We start from the raw sequence: 19,908 nt of genomic DNA on the forward strand, positions 1-19,908 counted from the left end.
TATTGTTCTATTTTGGCAAGAGAAGTGAATGCCGATTTTTGATTATCCACGACAAATGGTTGCGAATAATTTACCTTGTTATCACGTAAGTAGATTGTATTTGCTTATATTAATTTTTCAAAATGAGAATTGCTGATGTGGAACACTTAAGCTTGGAGGACTCTATCAAACATGGGTGCAATAGGTTGAATGACTATCTAAAGAATCATAAGTCTCAAAGTAATATTTGCGATGGCATTAAAAGATAACACTTCAGTAACTTTTTTGACTAATAAGTTTTGAGTGATTCATAAAATCTACAAACATCAAGAGGATATATATAATGAATAACAGAAAAGACCAAAATCAAAAAACCGATTGGAAGAAAAAAGGACTAGGTTGGATACCGGAATATCCAAATCTACGAGAGTATATTATTTGTAATGAAGAGCCACTCAGATTAAAACAAGAAGAAAAAACTGGTGAGATAGAAAAAATTGCAGCAGCTTTAATTGACTTCTTGGAATATGAACGAAGAAATAAAACATCTTCTAATCCAGAACGCGATCAACTAATCGAAAATGCTACGGATCAGCTCAAGAATATATTAGGTAGTGTGACCTTTATAAAGGTAAAACATCATAAACTTTTTAGATATAGTGAACTAGATAAAGATAAAAAAAACAAGTTGCTTGAGTTACCTTATCAAAGGTCAATATCAAAACAACAAATACTTATGTTAAAAAAATATCTTGCTCTTTTACTCATAGGAAACTATTTTCCTGATCAAAAATTATGGGAAAAAATAAAACCAGAAGTTTTAGAACAAAAACAAAAACTATCAGAACAATCAAAACAAGAAATCTATGCATTTCTTAACAGCTTAAATAAAAAGGATAAATTAACAAATTGGATAGCGAAATGGATGGATAATTATAACTACGACTTGATAACTCAAGAACTCGTAAGACTATTTCAATTTGGTTCGCAAATAGAGAAAGATGGTGTACTTGGATTGGAAACTTATACTACATTTAACGATTGTTTTAATGATGGAGAAAAATTATCGGACCTTAAATCAAAATTAGAAAAAGGAGAGGATCAATATGAAAAAAATATATCGAGAATTAGATTAATATCTATTTATTCAGTAATGCCAGATTCAGTAATTAATAAGATATTGACAATTTTGATTGATAAGGTAACGGGACAAATATACCAAGAATACAAAGATTTTGTCGATAAAGAATACAAACAGATTAACAATGAAGAAATAAATATAAATAATAAACATGAAGAATTTGTACAAATATTATTTGATCATGAATTCCTCAAGAAAGAAATTCACTTCAATGGCAAAATCTTTAAAAAAACATTACTAAGCGATTGGGAAAAAACAATTAAAAATATTAGTGCTAATTTAGAAGAAGATGATATTTCTGACTTCTTACACTCCTGTGCATCGGATAATGATGACTGTTTTAATCACTCACTTCAATCTAACAATATTATAAAAGTATTAAGCAAATTTTATGTAATTGAACCAATAGTTGCGGCTATGATAACACTGATTTCTCCTATTGCTCAATTTAAATATAAGAATCTTGAAGATATCATAGAGGAAGGCTTTACAAGATTTAATACTAGTTGCTCATCAAATAATAACGATTATAAAAAAAAGCATGATACCTTAGACGAAAATTTATCTAATAGGATAGATAAATTAGTAGAAGATGCGATTACAAGGGTGAGGCATCTTATGAAGATAGAAATTAATTATGTTGCAGAAAACGATGTGCATAATAAAAAGAATATTATATTTTTATGTTTCCTGGTCATAAAATACCTTGATTCTCTTAATGTTTGTGAAAGACAAAAACAAACACACGAAAATAATATAGATAATATATTTGATAGAGAAGATATTTTTGAAATCATTGATGAGGGTACTTATGATAATGATTCAATGTCTGCAGATAATATCACAAACACATTAGATTTATTCCCAACCTCGAATCTACGTATCCCAGTCATTGACATTTCTTTTTTGGGTAAAGAAATTAAAAAAACTCTGGAAGAAAAAAAGGTTCCATACTGTGTTCTTCCTAGGGTTGTTGATTTGAGTTTTTGGTTCTCTCCGGTGAGAGACCAAGGAGGCTTAAACTCATGCACAGCATTTGCTGCTACTGCATTATTTGAGTACTTTGTCAATCGAAATTTTAAGGAAAATGTAAGTGCGTCTCCTTTATTTCTCTACAATGTTGCACGCAAAAAAATGAATATTACAGGAGATATAGGAGCATCTATACGAGAAACAATTAAGGCAATGGCGCTATATGGTGTACCACCAGAGGAATCTTGGCCTTATGAGGAAAATAAAGCAGATGACGAACCACCTGCTTACATTTACGCTTATGCTCAGAACTATAAAGCACTTAAATACTTTCTTTTGGATTATGCAGGCATTTCAAAAGAAAGTTTGCTATTTCAGATTAAAGCAGTTTTAGCTGCTGGTTTCCCTTGTATTTTTGGTTTTACAGTCTATACATCTGCTTATGAAGAATCAAATGAACCTGGTCACATCCCATTCCCAGATGCAGATAAGGATAGTGTTGTTGGTGGCCATACAGTAGTTGCGGTTGGCTATGATGATTACAAACTCATTAAGTGTGCGAACCGAATAAATGATTCTAAAGGAGCAATCTTATTTGAGAATTCTTGGGGTCCTGAATGGGGAATAGATGGTTATGGTTGGCTTCCCTATGATTATGTATTAGCTGGGCTGACTGGCGCTTGGTGGTCACTTTTGAAGTTCGAGTGGTTTAAAGGGAATAAATTTGGTGCAGCCGGAAGTGGGGGGACAAGCTCAAATGAAGTCACAGAATACAACACTGGAAATAATTAAAACACTGGATAATAGATTAAATACTACACTCCTGAAATTTAAACTGTTGTGTCTGTGTTGCTTCACAATTTATTCCTAACTTACAAACCCTCAAATCAAACAAAAATTCCTTCAACCCCAACTCCCCGGATAGAATAGTTAACAAACACTGTCCTATCCCTGACCCATGACATCTTCCCCAGAAACAGAAACACCCACATTAGAAACCGAAACCGACGATCCAACGGAAAAGTACCTCGACGAATTACCCGGTGAAGTCGAAATGTCCTTATTCGACCACCTAGAAGAACTACGACAGCGACTTTTTTACGCTTTGATTGCAGTTGCGATCGCAGCTGTCACCTGTTTTATTTTTGTTAGACCAATTGTCCGAATTTTAGAAGTTCCAGCAGGAGATATTAAATTTCTCCAACTCGCACCGGGAGAATTTTTCTTTGTTTCCCTGAAAGTTGCAGGTTATAGCGGTTTACTGATTTCTACTCCCTTCATCCTCTACCAAATCGCCCAATTTGTCCTCCCCGGACTCACAAGACGGGAACGTCGTTTACTCGCACCAATTGTTTTAGGTTCCAGCATTTTATTTGTCGCTGGTTTATTCTTTGCTTATATTGCACTTATCCCTGCAGCTTTAAATTTCTTTATTAGTTACGGTGCAGATGTCGTTGAACAACAATGGTCAATTGAAAAGTATTTTGAATTTATATTGTTGTTATTGTTCAGTACTGGTTTAGCATTTCAAGTCCCGATTATTCAATTACTTCTAGGAACTTTAGGAATCGTCTCATCCAAAAAAATGCTCTCAGGATGGCGTTACGTCGTCTTTGGTTCTGTAATTGCAGGTGCAATTCTCACTCCTTCTACAGATCCGCTCACCCAAAGTTTACTTGCAGGTGCTGTAGTTACACTTTATATGGGTGGAATTATCATGGTCAAAGTCTTTGGGAAGTGAGGTGACAGGGAATGGGGCTGTAATCCTATGATTTAATAAAGAATTTTCAAAACAATCAAAACAATAATTTATACCATTATTTAGTTTGTAGGGGCGCACGTTGGTGCGCCCTATTTTCTATTTTTTATTGGAAGTGGATTTTCTGTATTGGAAGTGTATTGAAATAAGTATGTTAGTAAGGAAAATCATAACTCGTTTGTAATAGCGCTTTAGCGCTAAAGTGCTACTACGAGCCAAATACAGATATTTTATATTTATTTACATAGTTTACTTTTTTCCCACTTACTTACTTATTTCCTAGAAAACAACCACAAATATTTCAGAGGATGTTTTAGAAGTATAGCTTATTACCAAATTTCACTATTGAGATCCCCAACCCCCTTAAAAAGGGGGCAAAAGTCCCCCAATACAGCGGGGGATTTAGGGGGTTCTAAGATATATTAGGCAAATAATATGACTTTTGAAACATCCTCTCAACTTATAAATAATTGATGAGAATATCAAGAAAGCATTAAATTCAAGAAAGCATTAAATGATAGATAAATATCATTGATTTTATCTTCTTCTTCTTTGCTTCTTCTTATTCTTCTCATTATTTTTCTGAATATTCTGAAGATGGAATTGGTAATCACTTTTTTGAACACCTTTCCCAATAATTATAACTGCAGGAATCAGAAATACTAATAGGACTTCCCAAGGGGCTAATGTAATACTAATGAACAAACAGAAACCAGCAAAAGAAGCCCACACATACCGCATTTCGTTGTATGCTTTGGTAAATAAATAAAGGGCTATAAGGGTCATTACAAGTGGAATCAGAAAGATAAACATTATGTTAGCTTTACTCTGAAATCACGACAAAATTATTATTTGAAGAACAAAATTAAAATTTGACTAAATAAACGTATAATTTTTTATTTTTAGATATTCAGACCTAGAATGATCTACATTATTAATGCTGACATTCGTCTACTCAGTAATATAAGACACACACCCACAGTGAAAAACTAATTTAAGTTGATACTTTCATCCCCTGAATGTTGGATTATTGGACTTGGATTTTCGGCCTTAAATTTTGGAATCTAATTTTCGATTGTTGGGTAAAAATCGAAATATTTTTTACTCTATGAAGTTTAAACCAGAAAAGTGACAACTTTAGATAAAAAAAGTAATAAACATGGGACAAATCTTGGTTTTAGACTGCATTTTACACCGCACATAACATCCTCAGATCTTGATATCACACCTCTGCAAGCGATGTTTTTGTTCAAAAAGCACTCTATCAGAACAGCTAATTCACGAAAAATTTTCTTAGCATTTCTGTAGTTTTATGATTCTTAATAATCCGATTGAAAAAATCTAAAAAATATGTGTTTAAATAGAACAAAAATACTATAAGTATGCCGTTCAAAATGACAAAACAACATAATATAAATGACGTACAAGAACCAATTATTAACGCTCCTCCAGAAGTAAGGCAAATAATTGAGCGAGTATGGCAATTAGAAAAAAGCAGGTTAGATAAGAAGAGCTTTAGCCATATCAATGATGATATTTTAGCAATCGTCAAGGAAGCTGTGCAATGAAGCTGACTTCAATTAGATTGTGTAATTTTCGGTCATTTTACGGCAAAACTCCAGAAATTACCCTCGCGGTCGGAGATGTCTGCAACACGACAATGATTCACGGGAATAATGGTGCGGGTAAAACCAGTTTACTCAATGCCTTTACCTGGGTATTGTACGAGAAATTTAGCGCCGCCTTTGCATCTGTCGAACAGCTAGTAAACAAACGCGCGATCGCAGAAGCTAAAACTGGAAATCCCATTGAATGTTGGGTGGAAATTTCTTGGGAGCATGAAGGTAAGCGTTACCGGGTCAAACGTCAGTGTCGCGCTTACAAAAATGAAACTGACTGTAATATTAGTAAGACAGAATTACTGATGCAGATATCAGGAGACGACGGACGGTGGTATTTTCCACCCCAACAACCAGAAGAGGTCATCGGACAAATTTTACCCGCAAGTCTGCATCAATATTTCTTTTTTGACGGGGAACGCATTGAAGAGATAGTTCGTTCGGATAAAAAAGCAGAAATTGCTGAAGCAACTAAGATATTTTTGGGTGTGGAAGTAATTAATCGTTCCATCAGACATTTAGCGGAAGCGAAGAAAAGTTTAGAGAATGAGTTAAAAATCATTGGTAACTCAGAAGTTAGAAAGTTATTAAGAGAGCAAGGAAAAATCGAATTAGAAATTGAAAAAATTAAAAAACGTCAAACGGAAAGAATTCAAGAGTTAGACTATCAACAAACTTTTAAGAAAGATACTAGTGTAAGGTTACAAGAACTTAGTGCAGCTAAAGAATTACAAAGTAGAAGGGAAAACTTAGAAAAGCAAAAGATATATTATCAAAATCAACTGCGACAAACTAAAGAAGTTATCAAGAAAGCGATTTCCGGAAGGGGTTATAGTGTTTTATTACCAGAACTGACAGCAAAATTTCGCCAAATAGTTACAGAATCAAAACAACGGGGGGATTTGCATTCAGGAATCTCGCGGGAATTTATTGATAATTTACTCAAATCTGGAAGTTGTATATGTGGTACGGATTTATCTACAGAAAATCATTCCTGTACAAATGTCAAAACCTGGCTCAAAAAAGCTGGTTCTTCATCGGTGGAAGAAATGACAATCCGCATGGGTTCCCAAGTAGATGAAATAGATAAACAAGGAATAATTTTTTGGGAAGATATCGATCGGGAACAAGCAAGGATTACTCGACTAAGAAAAAATCTTTCAGAAATTGAAGCAGAGTTAGATCGCATCCAAGAAAAGTTGAGAAAAGACCCCAGCGAAGAAATTCGCAGCTTACAAAAACGCTTTGATGATATAGAAAAGCATATTACTGAATTAACCTTAGAACAAGGTGCGAATCAACAGCAGATTAATAATTACAATAAAGAATTAGAAGTTTTAACGAAACAAGTCGCTAAGCAAAAATTAAACGAAGAAAAACAAGCTTTAGCACAACGCCGGATTATTGCAACTCAAGATGCGATTGATAGATTAACCGAAGTCAAATTACGCCAAGAAAAGCAATTTCGTTTGCAATTAGAAAAGCGGGTAAAAGAAATATTTAGCGAGATATCTTTTACCCCTTATATTCCCAAAATTAGCGAAAAATACGAACTCACCTTAGTGGAAAACACCGCAGGTTTAGAAATGCCCGTAGCAGCTTCCACAGGAGAAAACCAAATTCTGAGTCTATCATTTATTAGCAGCATTATCGACCGGGTAAGGGAATGGAGTGCGAAAAAAATGCTGATGTTAACGGATAGTAGCACTTTTCCTATAATGATGGACTCACCCTTCGGTAGTTTAGATGAAGTTTATCGCCGACATATCGCCAAAATTGTTCCTTCCTTAGCAAATCAGTTAATAATATTAGTAACCAAAACTCAATGGCGTGGTGAAGTAGAAACAGAAATATCCCCAAGAATCGGGAAAGAATATGTATTGACCTATTATTCCTCAAAACCCGACTGCGAACAAGATTATATTGAATTAGGTGGCGATCGCTATCCTTTGGTCAGACAGAGTCCCAACGAGTTTGAGTATACCGAGATTATCGAGGTAAATCGTGATGGTTAGTAATTCTCCTACTCAGAATAAACTCAATCAAAATAAATTAGTAACAGATATTTGGGTAAAAGCAACCTGGGAAGAGTTTATTGGATTTGCAGATGATAAAAATGAGAAATTTGATGAAAAAGCCAAATTTTATTACCATGATGGCTACATGAGGAGTGAAATGTCACCAATCGGACCTCTTCATGCTAGACATAACTCAATTATTTCCAGTGTCATCAAATTATTCGCAACTTTGAAAAATATCAGAATTGTGGAATTAAATAATGCTAGTTTTCGCAGATCGGGTACGAGTGAATTACAACCAGATTTGTCATATTACATCGGTTTGGACTTCAAGTTACCACCACGTAGTAATACACCAATTAATTTAAATGAGTTTCCCCCACCAACTTTGGTTGTAGAAATTGGTGCGACATCTATTAATGATGATTTGGGAATGAAAAGATTGCTTTACGAACAGTCAGGAACTCAGGAGTACTGGGTAGTTGATGCAAATGTAGATCATGTTATTGCTTTTTCGATCGCCGATGGACGTAGCGGTCAGATTGATGAATCGGAAGTACTCAAAGGGTTAAAAATTGAATTAGTGGAAGAAGCATTGAAAAAAAGTCAAACGGAAGAAGATGGGGAAATCAACCGTTGGTTATTAAATATATTTGGATAAATATAGGACTTACGCAACTGGCATATTTTTCCTGTAGGGTGTGTGACGCTGTGAAAATATCTGAACGTAAGAATAAGACTTATAGCGTCACGCACCAACCACCAATTGTGACACTTGCGTAAGTCCTGAAATAAACAAACCGCATAGACTGTCAATTAACCTCTAGTACGAGAAAAAATAATATTTTGAAGATTTTCGACATTATTTACGGCTTTCAGCTAAGATTGTTGCAAATAAAATATTTGTGATATGGCTGAGACTGGTAGAATCAGGGTTGCAAAGGATAAGGCGGATTTAGTAAAAGCTTTGACTTCTATGGATGGTGAGACGGGACCATTTCAAACTTTTGCTGATGCGATCGTGTTTGCTGCTGCTTTGGGAGCAAAACATAATAAACGGGTTCCACTGGGTGAAATTTCTAAGCGGGAACCAGCACCCATCAGATTAGAATATTTTGCATCCATGGGACATGATTGGGTTTTAAAGTTGTTGGGGGTAACTGAAAGTAGAGATATCAAAGTACTTTCTCCCAACGAGGAAGAATATGTGACTCAACGCAATCACATTTTTGAAGAGTATGCTAACGGTGGTTTGGAAATATTACAGAAAGAATTACGGGGAGCGGTTGATTACTCCGAGCGAATTTTGTTGATGTTGAGTATGGAAAGGAATAATGAAGAACAATTAGATGAAGAATTTGATTTGAGTAAGTTTTTATCGTGAGCTAACCATTACCAACTAACTTTTCACCTTTGAGCATTCTTCCTGCAGCTTCCAACAAAGCTTCCTCTAAATATGGCTTTGTAAAGTAACCGCTAGCACCTAAATCAATCGCCATTTGTCGATGTTTATCCGCACCCCTTGAAGTTAACATTGCAATGGGCAAATGATTGAGACTTTCATCTTTTTGAATTCGTGAAAGTAGTTCTAAACCATCACAACGGGGCATTTCAATATCACAGAAAATGATATCGCAAGGTAAACCAGAACGCAATTTATCCCAAGCTTCTTGACCATCCCGAGCTTGTTCTACACGATAACCTGCTTTGCTAAATGTGAGTGAAAGTAATTCCCTAACTGTAATTGAGTCATCAATAATTAATACAGTCGGATCGACTTTTGTATCAGTAGTATCTGGGGGATGGGAAATCGTATTTTGTTCCCAAAGACCTGTTATATTTTGTTTAGATGTTCGCCCTTCAAAGATATCGAGTATTTCTAAAACATCAGCGATCGCCATAATTCGACCATCCCCGAGTACAGTAGCACCAGCAACACCAAAAGGTTTGGGAGCTGGACCTTCAAATTGTTTAATTACAATTTCTTGTTCGCTGAGTACGCGATCGATTTGTAGAGCGATCATTTTGTTCGCCGAACGAACTATAATGATGGAAATCATATCATCATCACGATTTCCAGCGTAAACGTTACCTCTACTGAGTTGACGATTATAAGTTAAAAGTTCTTTGAGAGGTTTAAATGGCAGTTTCACTCCACGCCATGAGATAAATTGCTTACCTTGGGAATCAGTTTGAATTTTTTTGACGTGTATATCTAAGGTATCTTCTACTCCATCCATAGGGAAAGCAATTCTTGCTCGTTCGGAAACGCAACAAAGGGCTTTACAAATACTTAGGGTTACTGGTAGACGAATGGTGAGGGAAGTTCCTTTATCAATGGTAGAATCAATACTAACTGTTCCCCGGATTTCACTAATTTCCGTACGAACTACATCCATTCCTACACCTCGACCTGCAAGATCGTCAGCTTGGTCTTTGGTACTAAAACCTGGTTCAAATAATAGTTCGTAAACGTCCAAGGAAGACATTTTTTGGGCTTGTTGACTACCGATCAAACCTCGAGCTACGGCTTTTTCTTTAACTCGCTCGGGGTCAATACCTGCACCATCATCGCTTACAGAGATTACGGTTTGGTTACCCTGATATAATGCACAAACAGTAATAACCCCTGTTGGTGATTTCCCCTTTGCTTCTCGTTCTTCGGGAGTCTCAATCCCGTGAGCGATCGCATTATTAAGCATATGAGTAAGGGGATTGGTCAGGTTTTCCAAAATCATTTTATCAATGAGGGTATCCTGACCTTCAATTACTAACTCAACTTGTTTCCCACATTTGATTGCGTTATCGCGTACCCCACGTTTGAGTCGATCAGTTGCTTCAGCAAAAGGTACCATTCGCGATCGCGTAAGTCCTTCCTGGAGTTGGGTTGTTACTTGTCGGAATTGACGTGCTACTCGTTCGGTTTCTTCAATTACAAATTCAATATCACTCGACGACTCCCGTACCCGAACAATTAATTCAATCATCTCCTGAGACAAGGTATGGAAAGGAGTAAACCGATCCATTTCTAATTCATTTAAACCTCTGTCTCCGTCACTGCTATCCAGTGCACTTTTATGACGACTTGCAAGTAATGATGCTTCTAAGAGCGAACGTTCGTACAATTCCTGCATTCTCGAACCCACATCAGAGAGGTAATGTACCTGGTGTAATAAATTATCTAAGGATTGTCGCAAACGGTCTTGGTCTTGTTCTAAAGTATTGCGGTTAACTACCAATTCCCCAACCAAATTACTCATTTCATCGAGATGCTTGACCGGTACTTTCATCAATTGTTCAAATCGAGCAACTCGACGAATGGAAGAAACTTGACGACCTACAGTATTATTCTTTGGAATTTTTCCTGCAGAAGTGATACTGTTAACAGCTTCATCTAATAATTGTTGTAAGTCACTAAATTCATCCTCAATGCTGGATGAGGTAGATTTTTTTTCTGTAGAATCTTTTTCTAAGTTTGATGTGTCGGATGTTGTTGTGTTTTGAGGATTATTTTGTAAATTATGTTTTTGAGTATCTGCAGTACTATTACTATTTGCTTCCTCTTTTCCGAGTAATGTTTCTAAAGCAGCAAAATCGTCATTTTCAATGGCTATAGTTGATATTTGATTTTCATCTAATAATCCTTCTAACTCTCGAAATTCATCTATCGCATCTATATTATTGATTTCATTCTCGGCTGTTTTATTTGAAGATGAGTTTTCTGTAGCATTTATCAACTCAGAATTTACTACTTCAGAATCTACCTTTTTCTTCTCTGGAACTTCAGGAGTTATAGTTTTAGGATTTATAGTTTCAGGATTTATAGTTTTAGGATTTATAGTTTCAGGATTTATAGCTTCAGGATTTATAGCTTCAGGATTTATAATTTGAGAATCTAATACTGCTGTATCTAAGACTTCAGGATTTTCTAGTTCAGGATTTTCTATTTCAGAACTTTCTATTTCAGAACTTAATATTTCAGGACTTTCTACTTTATAATCTAATTCTTTAGAGTTTAATTGTGCGTTAAATTCTTCTAATTCGTCTGATGAAAATAAATTATCGAGATTTTCGTATATTTCTAATTCTGCAGTACCTGAATTAGAATCAAAATCTTGAATTGATGTTGCTTCAGTTGCAGGTAATTCTATACTTTTATTATCTTGGACTGGAACATCAAATAAATCATAAATGATATCTGGATTTGTATAATTACTTGATTCTTCTTTTACAAAAGCTAATCCACCCGACAACTTTGTCATTTCATAGGTACTTAAATCTGTATACTCCTCAGAAAGAGATGACTCTGATTCTGATATATCATTTAAGTTTTCTGCTTCAGAACCAGTAAATTCAGGAAATAATTCTAATTCTTCTGGTTGTTGCGATAAAGTATGTATTTCCTGGGGTATAAATTCATCATCATGGGATGAGGGAGAAGTCATTTGCTCATTTGAAGGATGACCAAATAAATCATTCGTATCTTCGTCATAAAACATTAAAGCAAACTGTTCTTCGGAGCCAATGTCCAGAGATAAATCTTCCAAGTCGAAGGTATCATTGTTTATATTAGAACTGAAAACATTTTCTCGTTCTACAGATAAATTTGCTTCCAATTCTTCTACAATATCTTTTTCAGTAGAAAGAATAATTTCTGAATTCTGCGATTCTAAATGTTCGTGTTCCCACCAATTATCAGTATTAGAAACAGGTAAATTTTGATTTACTTCATTATTCTCGTGGCTAATTTCATCAAATATACTACCATCTTCCTGAATTTCAGTCTGTGGGGTATGAGTTTCGTTATCCTCAAAAAATAAATTCTCTAATATTAAATGTTCATCTGCTAATGTATTTTCAGACAATGTATTTTCAGAGTTTATGGCTTGGTAATCATGCTCGTCAGTAACAATTTTGTTTTCTAGTAATTCAACATCATCACTTAAGCCTACATTTAACTCTTCTAAATTTTTTGTTTGAGAGTGAGATAATTCTAACTCTGCGATTGATTCTGTTGGTAATGCTGTTGGTATTTCTGAATTTGATTCTAATTCTTCAAAATCAAAAGTCAGGGATAATAAACTTTCAATTTCTTCATCTACCTGTTCGCCGAATTCACTGTCAAAATTCTTGTTACTATCTTGAGATGCGGTTTCCAATTCACCAGATGAAGTTTCTGATTGTTTATCGTTGAAATCTTCTTCATCTAAAAAGTCATCACCGAATAGTTGTACTAAGGTTAAATCTTCTTTTTTACCCCGGTTGGGAACTTCAACATTGCTACGATCGTGTTCAAACAGAATATCTTTAATAAATTCGCTGTCAGTATCATGTTGCTGCTCTTCGTCGTTTTCAACTGCAAATTTATTAATAGTAGCAGTATCAAGAATTTCTTCTTTTTCCCAGGTTTTTTCCAAGTCGGGAGTTTCACCTTCAAACAAATCTGCTAGGGTGTTTAATTCAGCGATTCCCACTTCAGGACATGGGGGTTCTGAACTATCAAGTTCAAGTTCATCTTCTTCATCGTAAAACTGGTCAAAATCAAACTGTAAAGAAAGGTCCGGAATACTGGGAACTTGTTCTTGTGCTGTTGGAGAATGCAACTCTTCCTGGGAATCTATCTTCGTATCGCTATCCAGGCGATCATTTTTTGCAACTTCAACCGCACGTTCAAGATCGATATCTTCTGAAGTTTCAGTCGTCAAAGAATCTGTAACAATCTCATTGACTTGTTCTGAGGTGTCTAACTCTGCACCATTTACTGTATTTGATATATTAACATTATCAGAAGTTAATTCTAGATTCTGCCCTTCTGTAACGGGTATAGGTGTGGAATTTGATTGTGGAGGGTTTATTTGAGGGTTTATTTCTAATAAATCAATTTCTGGAACTGTAACCAAAGCTTCTAATTCTTGGGAAACGACTATTTCGTCATCTCTTCCAGCTACTGCTAACTCTAAAGATTGCTTAATTTGAGTAATAACGATTTTTGCTAAAACTAAATAGCTATTATCTGGATTTGCGATCGCACTCTGGGCTGTTTCACATAAATTACACCAGTTATGCAAATTCAAAACTCTACCTACACTCAGCAACTCTTCGGTACAGTTTTGTAGTTTTTGTCTGCTTTCGGGTGTTACTTCCTGTTTGAATAAGTGTAACATTTTCCGTAGGGTTTGCAGTGTTTGGTTTTGCAAATTAACTAAACCATCACCCGTACTTGGTAAGGGAATGTTACTTTTTGTTGATGGGTTATTACCATCTCCATTCACACCAATTGTTCCACTCTTATTTGAAACACCTCCTTCCTTGACTAATGAGTCAAGGTGTTCTTGTAACCACTTAAAAACAGGTTCTGCTTCCAACATTAGTTCTGAGGCTTTTTCCTCGGAAAGCCCAAAAGGTCCTTGAAGATGCTCTAAAAGAGATTTTAAAGTATCTGAGGCCCCAAGAAACAGAGATTCTAGTTTTTGATCTACTTGAATTGGGTGTTCTTTAAGTAATTTAAAGCAATCTTCCAAACGGTGAGCCGTTTTTTGAATGCTACTCAGACCTAGCATCGCAGCTCCTCCTTTAATGGAGTGAGCCGCCCGAAAAACTTCATTAATCATTTCCGGGTCGTTTAGGGTACCCTGAAGATTGAGCAAACCCTGTTCAATTGTATTTAAGTGGTCTCTTGCTTCTTCAATGAAGTAACCTAAAATGCGCTGTTGTTGTTCTGGCAGCATAGTTAAAGCTCACAATTCATAAGTCATCGATGATACTGATTGTTCGGGGATAGTCGTAATTCGTTGTAATTTAAAATACTAACTATAGCTCAATTATTTGAACTTTTAACTTTATTCACTTTACTTTGATTGGACAGTTTCTACACGGAAACGTTCCACAGATGAGATGAGATCGCGAGATACACCAACTAAATGCTGTAGAGCACCGGATACTCTTTGTGCTTCTTGGGAGGTTTCTTGTGCAGTTAATTCTACTGATTGCATCACATGGGCAACCGCTCGAGATGTATCTGTTTGATTGACAGTATCAGCAGTAATAGAACGTACTAGGATATCGATACGCTTGGCTGTGTGGATAATATTTTCCAAGGAACGTTTGGCTTCTTCCGCCAATTTAGTACCTTTAATTACCTGTTGTGTACCTTCCTCCATCGCAGTCATCACAGAACCAGTTTCGCTTTGAATTTGTAAAACAATTTGTTCGATTTCTTTTAAAGATTTGGCAGATTTATCTGCTAACTGACGTACTTCATCAGCAACGATCGCAAAACCTCTACCAGCATCGCCCGCTCTTGCAGCTTCAATACTGGCGTTAAGTGCGAGTAAATTTGTCCGAGAAGCAATTTGGGAAATTAAAGCCACAATTTTAGAAATCTCTTGGGAAGATTCAGCTAAGCGCTTAACTTTTCGAGTGGTTTCAGCAACTGTTTCGCGAATTTCTAGGATCCCAGCTACCGTATTTTCTACCGCTTCCCCACCTTTAAGAGCTGTATCGCTAGCATCACGAGCAACAGCTTCTGCTTCTCTTGCTGCTTCTGCTACCCGGTGGATGGAATCAGTCATCACCTGTACTGAATTGAGGGTACCGGCTAATTCTTCCGCTTGACGTAAAGCATCGCTAGATAATGCTCGAGCAAAGGTTTCCGAATTTGTTGCACCTTTAGTAACTTCTCGTGCTGCCACTTTAACTTGTTGGACAATATCGCGCAAATTTTGAATCGTTAAGTTAAAAGCATCTGCAACTGCTCCCAGTACGTCTGCTGTCACTTCAGCTTGTACCGTCAAATCACCTCTTGCTGCTCCTTCTACATCGTCTAACAAACGAATTACTTGACGTTGTAGGTTCTCTTTGGCTTCTTCCTGTTCTTGGGCTTTGCGGGTGGCTTCATGGGTTGTTGTAAAAATTACCCGTGCCATTTCATTGAAACCGGTAGCTAATTGTCCTAGTTCATCTTCCGAATAAACTGTAGCTTGGACATTAAGATTACCTTGACGCACAGCATTAAATTGATTTTGCAAGTCTTGAGTTGTCCGGCGAATTTGCCGCATTGTCAAGCTACTCATAAAACCTGTAGTTGTAGCACTGGAAACTCCTGCAGCTAAAGCCATCGCCCAACCTGTATTTCTAACTGATTCTCGTTGCTGAGGTGGGTTAAAATTGGAAGCCAAATAGGTAACAGCAGCCACTACTATCATAGATACAGTACCCACAGCACCAGTAATTAGCCATTGCTTTTTGTTTAGTGGAGCATTTTCTAAGGGAGCCAAAACTCCTTGTTCAACATTGACTTGCGGGTCAACATGCTTGATGTCTGTTTGGGTAAAAATTGGAACTGCTTCTTGGGAAGAGTTAATACTGAATAGTTCAGCTTCGCTATCAACACCTGTGGAATCCCTAGATGATTTATTGTTGCTTTTTTGAGCTTCTAGTGGTTGGCTGGAAGATAAGTTGCTACCGGTATCCAAATAACCAGAACTGACTTGGGAATCGCCAAAACTAGAATCTCCAGGGGTGTCAAACCCAGGAATATTACCTAAATCATCAAATTCTTCAAAATCATCTAAAAATTCAATATTACTACTTTGAGCAATATCACTATCAGTTATCGCGTTGCTATCTTCACTAGGATCTTGGGAAGCAAAAGCCGATTCAAACGCTTCTAGGTCGAAACTACTATCACCATCTAAATCAAAACTTTGCGATTGTTGTTCGCCAAGGTCAAAACTACTGAAGGAAGATGAAATTTTTGATGGAGAATCATCTAAGGAAATATTTTCTAAAGTTGATATTTCATCCTTAGAATCCACCTCAGCAACGCTTTCAAAAGTATTTTCTACAGAATTCTCACTACTATGGGCAATATTATCTAAAATATTATCCTCAGAAGGCTCATCTAAAGAAATATTATTAGAACCACTATCTAAGGAAATATCGTCTAAAGAGCTATTATCTACCAGCGAAACTTGTACACTTTCTGCTAATTCTTCTTCTATTTTCGGAATACTACCATTTGTAAATAAAGTGTAATCATCAGAATTCTGATTATTAAATTCAATGCTTTGATTATTTTCTATCTCATCCAACTCATGCTTGAAGATATCTGAATGTTCATTTGAATTCTCATCTATTGATGAGTCAGTTTCTCCAAACGGAGATTTATTTAAATCATCGGTTTCATTATATACTTCACCAGAAGATTTTTGTTCGACTAAATCTTTTGAATTATGAGTAAAAATATCACTTGATTCTAGATTTTCATTATCTTCCAAAAAGGAAGGTATTTCTAAACTAACTGAATTATCTTCTTTATTTTCTAGATTATTGGATTTAGATATATCCGAGTCAGCACTAAAAGGATCTATAAAAATTTCATTGGAGTTTTGGTCTAATTTCGAATGAGGCGTATCATCCAATTCCCCATCATTCATTGCCATTTCAAAGGGATTATTTACTTCCCCTTGGGATAGGGACAATTCACTCCAGGTGTTTAAATTAAAACCACTATCGGCAAATTCCCCCGTGTTACCAATTTCTGAATTGTCATTTTCCTTCAAGCTAGAGCTTAGATCGATTGAAACTTCAGAAACATTTGTAGAACTTTTTTCTAAAATATCTTCAGATAGATCTTCAGGCATATTTTGAAAGATATCTTGAGATTTGGAAATATTATCCAAACCTTCCTTCGCACAACTAATTATTTCCAGATCGTCTGTTAAATCTAGTACATTTTGATATTCAGTTTGTGCAATCTCATATCTATTTAATACATAGTAAATGTGACCCCGAAGTAAATGAGTATTTGGGTCATCTGGTAAATTTTCTGCAACCTCATCAATTAGAGCTACTGCTTGGTTGTAGTCTTTTTGTACATAAGCTTTACAAGCTTGTTGATACTTATCAAAGTAAGGGTTTAAACTTGCTGTCATTTCCTATTTCCTCCCTCCCAAGTTCATCCAGCCAAAATTACTCCAGCTTAAACTCATCCAGCCCACCTTGCGCTTCTTAAAATTGCTGTTTGATCCAGTAATCTCAAAGAATTACCTTTTTGAGAGTCTAGTATCCACTCTCCCCGTAAAAAAGGAGCCATTGTATCAGGTACATTATTCGGTGCGACTGAGTTCTGAATATCTAGCCAATCCATCCCACCAATTCCCTCTACAGCTAAACCCACAATCGTATCTTGCTCTTCAATTGCAATTACTGATATTTCAGCGCGATCAGTATTTAATGGGGTTACCTCCCCAAGGAATTGACCCAAGTCCGCGACCCAAATCACTCGACCTCGTAAGTTTAGAGTACCCAGCAACAATGGAGAAGCATTAGGGATTGGTGTGATTCTGTCAGGAGAAAGTTCGATCACCTCCTTTATACCGGTTGCAAGCAAAGCAAACTCCTGATGCGAAGGAATATAAAAGCGTAAATGTAACTCACCTTCAGGGCTTTCTACCTGTAATTCCGGACTAAAATCATCTTCTTGTACGCCCCCACCACCTAAAAAGTCCGGTTTCATAACCATATTGCTTTCATCCTTATCCTCGCAGTAGTTGTTTGACTGTCCCTACCAATTCTGTGGGTTGAAAAGGTTTAGCGATATAAGCGTCTGCACCTTGCTTCATTCCCCAATACCGGTCAAATTCTTCACCTTTAGAAGAACACATAACAACAGGAACATTTTGAGTTTTTGGATCTGATTTTAGGCGACGACAAACTTCGTAACCATTCATCCTGGGCATTACAATATCCAAAACCACTAAATCCGGACGGGTCGCTTGTATAGTCTCAAGTGCTTCCATCCCGTCACTAGCATGGCTAACACTTAAGCCACTGGCTTTCAGGAGATCTGTAATCATCTCCCTTTGCGCAAGACTGTCTTCAACAATCAAAATTGTATTCATAAATGCCTACCTCCTGACGTAGACTTCCCCAGGATGGAACATTCCCTGATTTCCCCGCATTTTTTTAACATTCAATGTATTAATTAGTACTATCTATGATTTACTAGATAATTGCTAATTGCAATTATGAGATGAAGTTTTAGTTATGTTGATAATATTTTTTACCCTACATTTTATAAAAATAACAAGTATTGTGTTTTTTTTATTACTTTAATCCTGACTAGTTCTAGGTTAATTACTTGAAAGCTGGTTGGCTTTGAAGGTATTTATCTACCAGAACGAGTAACTCATGATTCTGAAAAGGCTTGCTTAAATAATCTGTTGCTCCAATCATTTTGGCTCTCATGCGATCGATAAATTTGCACGAAGTACCTAGGATAATAATTGGAACTTTACGGAAAGTGCTTGAGTTGCGTAACATTGCACAAATTTCCCATCCATCTAAGTCTGACATGGTAAAAGCACAAAAAATTAAATCGGGTTTAATGTTGAAAATTTGACCTATTGCTTCTAAAGGACTAGTTATCGCGATCGCATCATAACCTCCTGCATGTAGGGTGGACTCAATACTTTTCGCAGTATTAACTACATCATCAATGCAAACAATCCGATTCTTTTGATTCGGCTGGTGCTGTATAGAAAGTTTTCTAGTATTTGAATATACCATTCTTACTAAATTATCTTGCATGTAAGGATAAATTGCCTTAGCTACAGTCACAGTATCTTTATTGAGACAGCGAGCTAGTTGACGCAAGGAGGTTTGACCATCAGCCCAATGCTTTAATTTATTAACGGTTGGTTGGGGAAGATTAGAACTTAGTTTTTCAATATCGGTGAGTATTGGAAACTGCCTGGGAGATTGGATATAGGGATATAATTTTTTCCAGTCTAGTGTTTGTTGGCTAATTTCACTTGTAAGGGAAGAAATTTCAAAAGTTGTTACTTGGGGTTCCAGAACTAAAACATTACAAAATGAAAAGCTACCTTGATGTAAAGAAAACAAATCAAACAAAACATCAGATACCAGACTGTAAATAATATTTCTAGCTTGATTGGGTGTAATAATTTTTTGTTCTAGGAGTGCCCACAGGTATCCATACTCTGGAATAACAGAAGATGATAAGGAAGCTAACTCAATGCGATTTTGCCAATCCTTAATGCGGTAGTAGCGCAAATAATCATCAATTTTGGATGTATCACTTTGCCCTTCAACAGCGTAGATAATTTGACCATTATCAAAAAATATTAACCATTGGGATTTTTCTTCTTGTATTTGGTAGTAAGAGTTTATTTTCCCGGTGTTATTATCAGTTTCAACCCATAGGAATCCACTACGTTGACCTAGTTCGATCAGTTTTAAAAGGCTACGGATATCTATCTCATTTAAATTTCCCTGCATTTATTTCATCAAAAAATTATTTAATTGAAAATTACTTACAAGTAACACTATTCAAGATTAGTAACATTGATACAGAGTTATATCTTAAGGTGATTTTTTGGGGTCAATAAGCATAAC

The 19,908-nt window shown here is 36.1% G+C and carries 11 protein-coding genes; 6 read left to right on the forward strand and 5 right to left on the reverse strand.

What is annotated here, in order from left to right; genetic code table 11:
• Positions 1 to 322 precede the first annotated feature (322 nt).
• The 6 genes from QNJ50_RS20195 (at position 323) to QNJ50_RS20220 (ending at position 8,872) form a co-directional block, all read left to right on the forward strand.
• Positions 323 to 2,884: a C1 family peptidase gene (locus tag QNJ50_RS20195; RefSeq protein ID WP_300638577.1), complete on the forward strand. Its 2,562-nt coding sequence runs from the start codon at positions 323 to 325 to the stop codon at positions 2,882 to 2,884.
• A gap of 166 nt (positions 2,885 to 3,050) precedes the next feature.
• A complete protein-coding gene (tatC, locus tag QNJ50_RS20200; RefSeq protein WP_300638579.1) occupies positions 3,051 to 3,833 on the forward strand; it encodes a twin-arginine translocase subunit TatC in 783 nt (260 codons plus the stop codon).
• A 1,412-nt stretch (positions 3,834 to 5,245) separates the two neighbouring features.
• Positions 5,246 to 5,419, forward strand: coding sequence for a hypothetical protein (locus tag QNJ50_RS20205; RefSeq protein ID WP_300638581.1), 174 nt, complete (start codon positions 5,246 to 5,248; stop codon positions 5,417 to 5,419).
• The gene (locus QNJ50_RS20210) at positions 5,416 to 7,485 is read left to right on the forward strand and encodes an AAA family ATPase (protein WP_300638582.1); all 2,070 of its coding nucleotides are present in this window, start codon (positions 5,416 to 5,418) and stop codon (positions 7,483 to 7,485) included. Before QNJ50_RS20205 ends, QNJ50_RS20210 begins: the two co-directional genes overlap by 4 nt.
• Complete coding sequence (locus QNJ50_RS20215) at positions 7,478 to 8,149, forward strand: Uma2 family endonuclease (protein ID WP_300638584.1); 672 nt, start codon at positions 7,478 to 7,480, stop codon at positions 8,147 to 8,149. The genes QNJ50_RS20210 and QNJ50_RS20215 overlap by 8 nt, the downstream gene beginning before the upstream one ends.
• Positions 8,150 to 8,398: 249 nt before the next feature.
• Positions 8,399 to 8,872 carry a DNA phosphorothioation-associated protein 4 gene (locus QNJ50_RS20220; RefSeq protein ID WP_300638586.1) on the forward strand — a complete coding sequence of 158 codons (474 nt, stop codon included), beginning with the start codon at positions 8,399 to 8,401 and terminating at the stop codon, positions 8,870 to 8,872.
• Position 8,873: 1 nt separating this feature from the next.
• On the opposite strand, the gene QNJ50_RS20225 is transcribed toward QNJ50_RS20220, so the two are convergent.
• From QNJ50_RS20225 to QNJ50_RS20245, 5 genes are all read right to left on the reverse strand, one after another.
• Positions 8,874 to 14,216 carry a response regulator gene (locus tag QNJ50_RS20225; RefSeq protein ID WP_300638588.1) on the reverse strand — a complete coding sequence of 1,781 codons (5,343 nt, stop codon included), beginning with the start codon at positions 14,214 to 14,216 and terminating at the stop codon, positions 8,874 to 8,876.
• A gap of 120 nt (positions 14,217 to 14,336) precedes the next feature.
• Positions 14,337 to 17,423, reverse strand: a complete 3,087-nt coding sequence (locus tag QNJ50_RS20230) for a methyl-accepting chemotaxis protein (protein WP_300638590.1) — start codon at positions 17,421 to 17,423, stop codon at positions 14,337 to 14,339.
• A 53-nt stretch (positions 17,424 to 17,476) separates the two neighbouring features.
• The gene (locus QNJ50_RS20235; RefSeq protein WP_300638592.1) at positions 17,477 to 18,013 is read right to left on the reverse strand and encodes a chemotaxis protein CheW; all 537 of its coding nucleotides are present in this window, start codon (positions 18,011 to 18,013) and stop codon (positions 17,477 to 17,479) included.
• Between the two features lie 13 nt (positions 18,014 to 18,026).
• On the reverse strand, positions 18,027 to 18,392 hold the full coding sequence (locus QNJ50_RS20240) for a response regulator (protein ID WP_027841428.1): 366 nt from the start codon (positions 18,390 to 18,392) through the stop codon (positions 18,027 to 18,029).
• A 235-nt stretch (positions 18,393 to 18,627) separates the two neighbouring features.
• Positions 18,628 to 19,791 carry a DUF4388 domain-containing protein gene (locus QNJ50_RS20245; protein WP_300638595.1) on the reverse strand — a complete coding sequence of 388 codons (1,164 nt, stop codon included), beginning with the start codon at positions 19,789 to 19,791 and terminating at the stop codon, positions 18,628 to 18,630.
• Positions 19,792 to 19,908 lie beyond the last annotated feature (117 nt).

Origin of the sequence: Mastigocoleus sp. MO_188.B34, from assembly GCF_030065675.1 — a bacterium.
GTDB lineage: Bacteria > Cyanobacteriota > Cyanobacteriia > Cyanobacteriales > Nostocaceae > Mastigocoleus.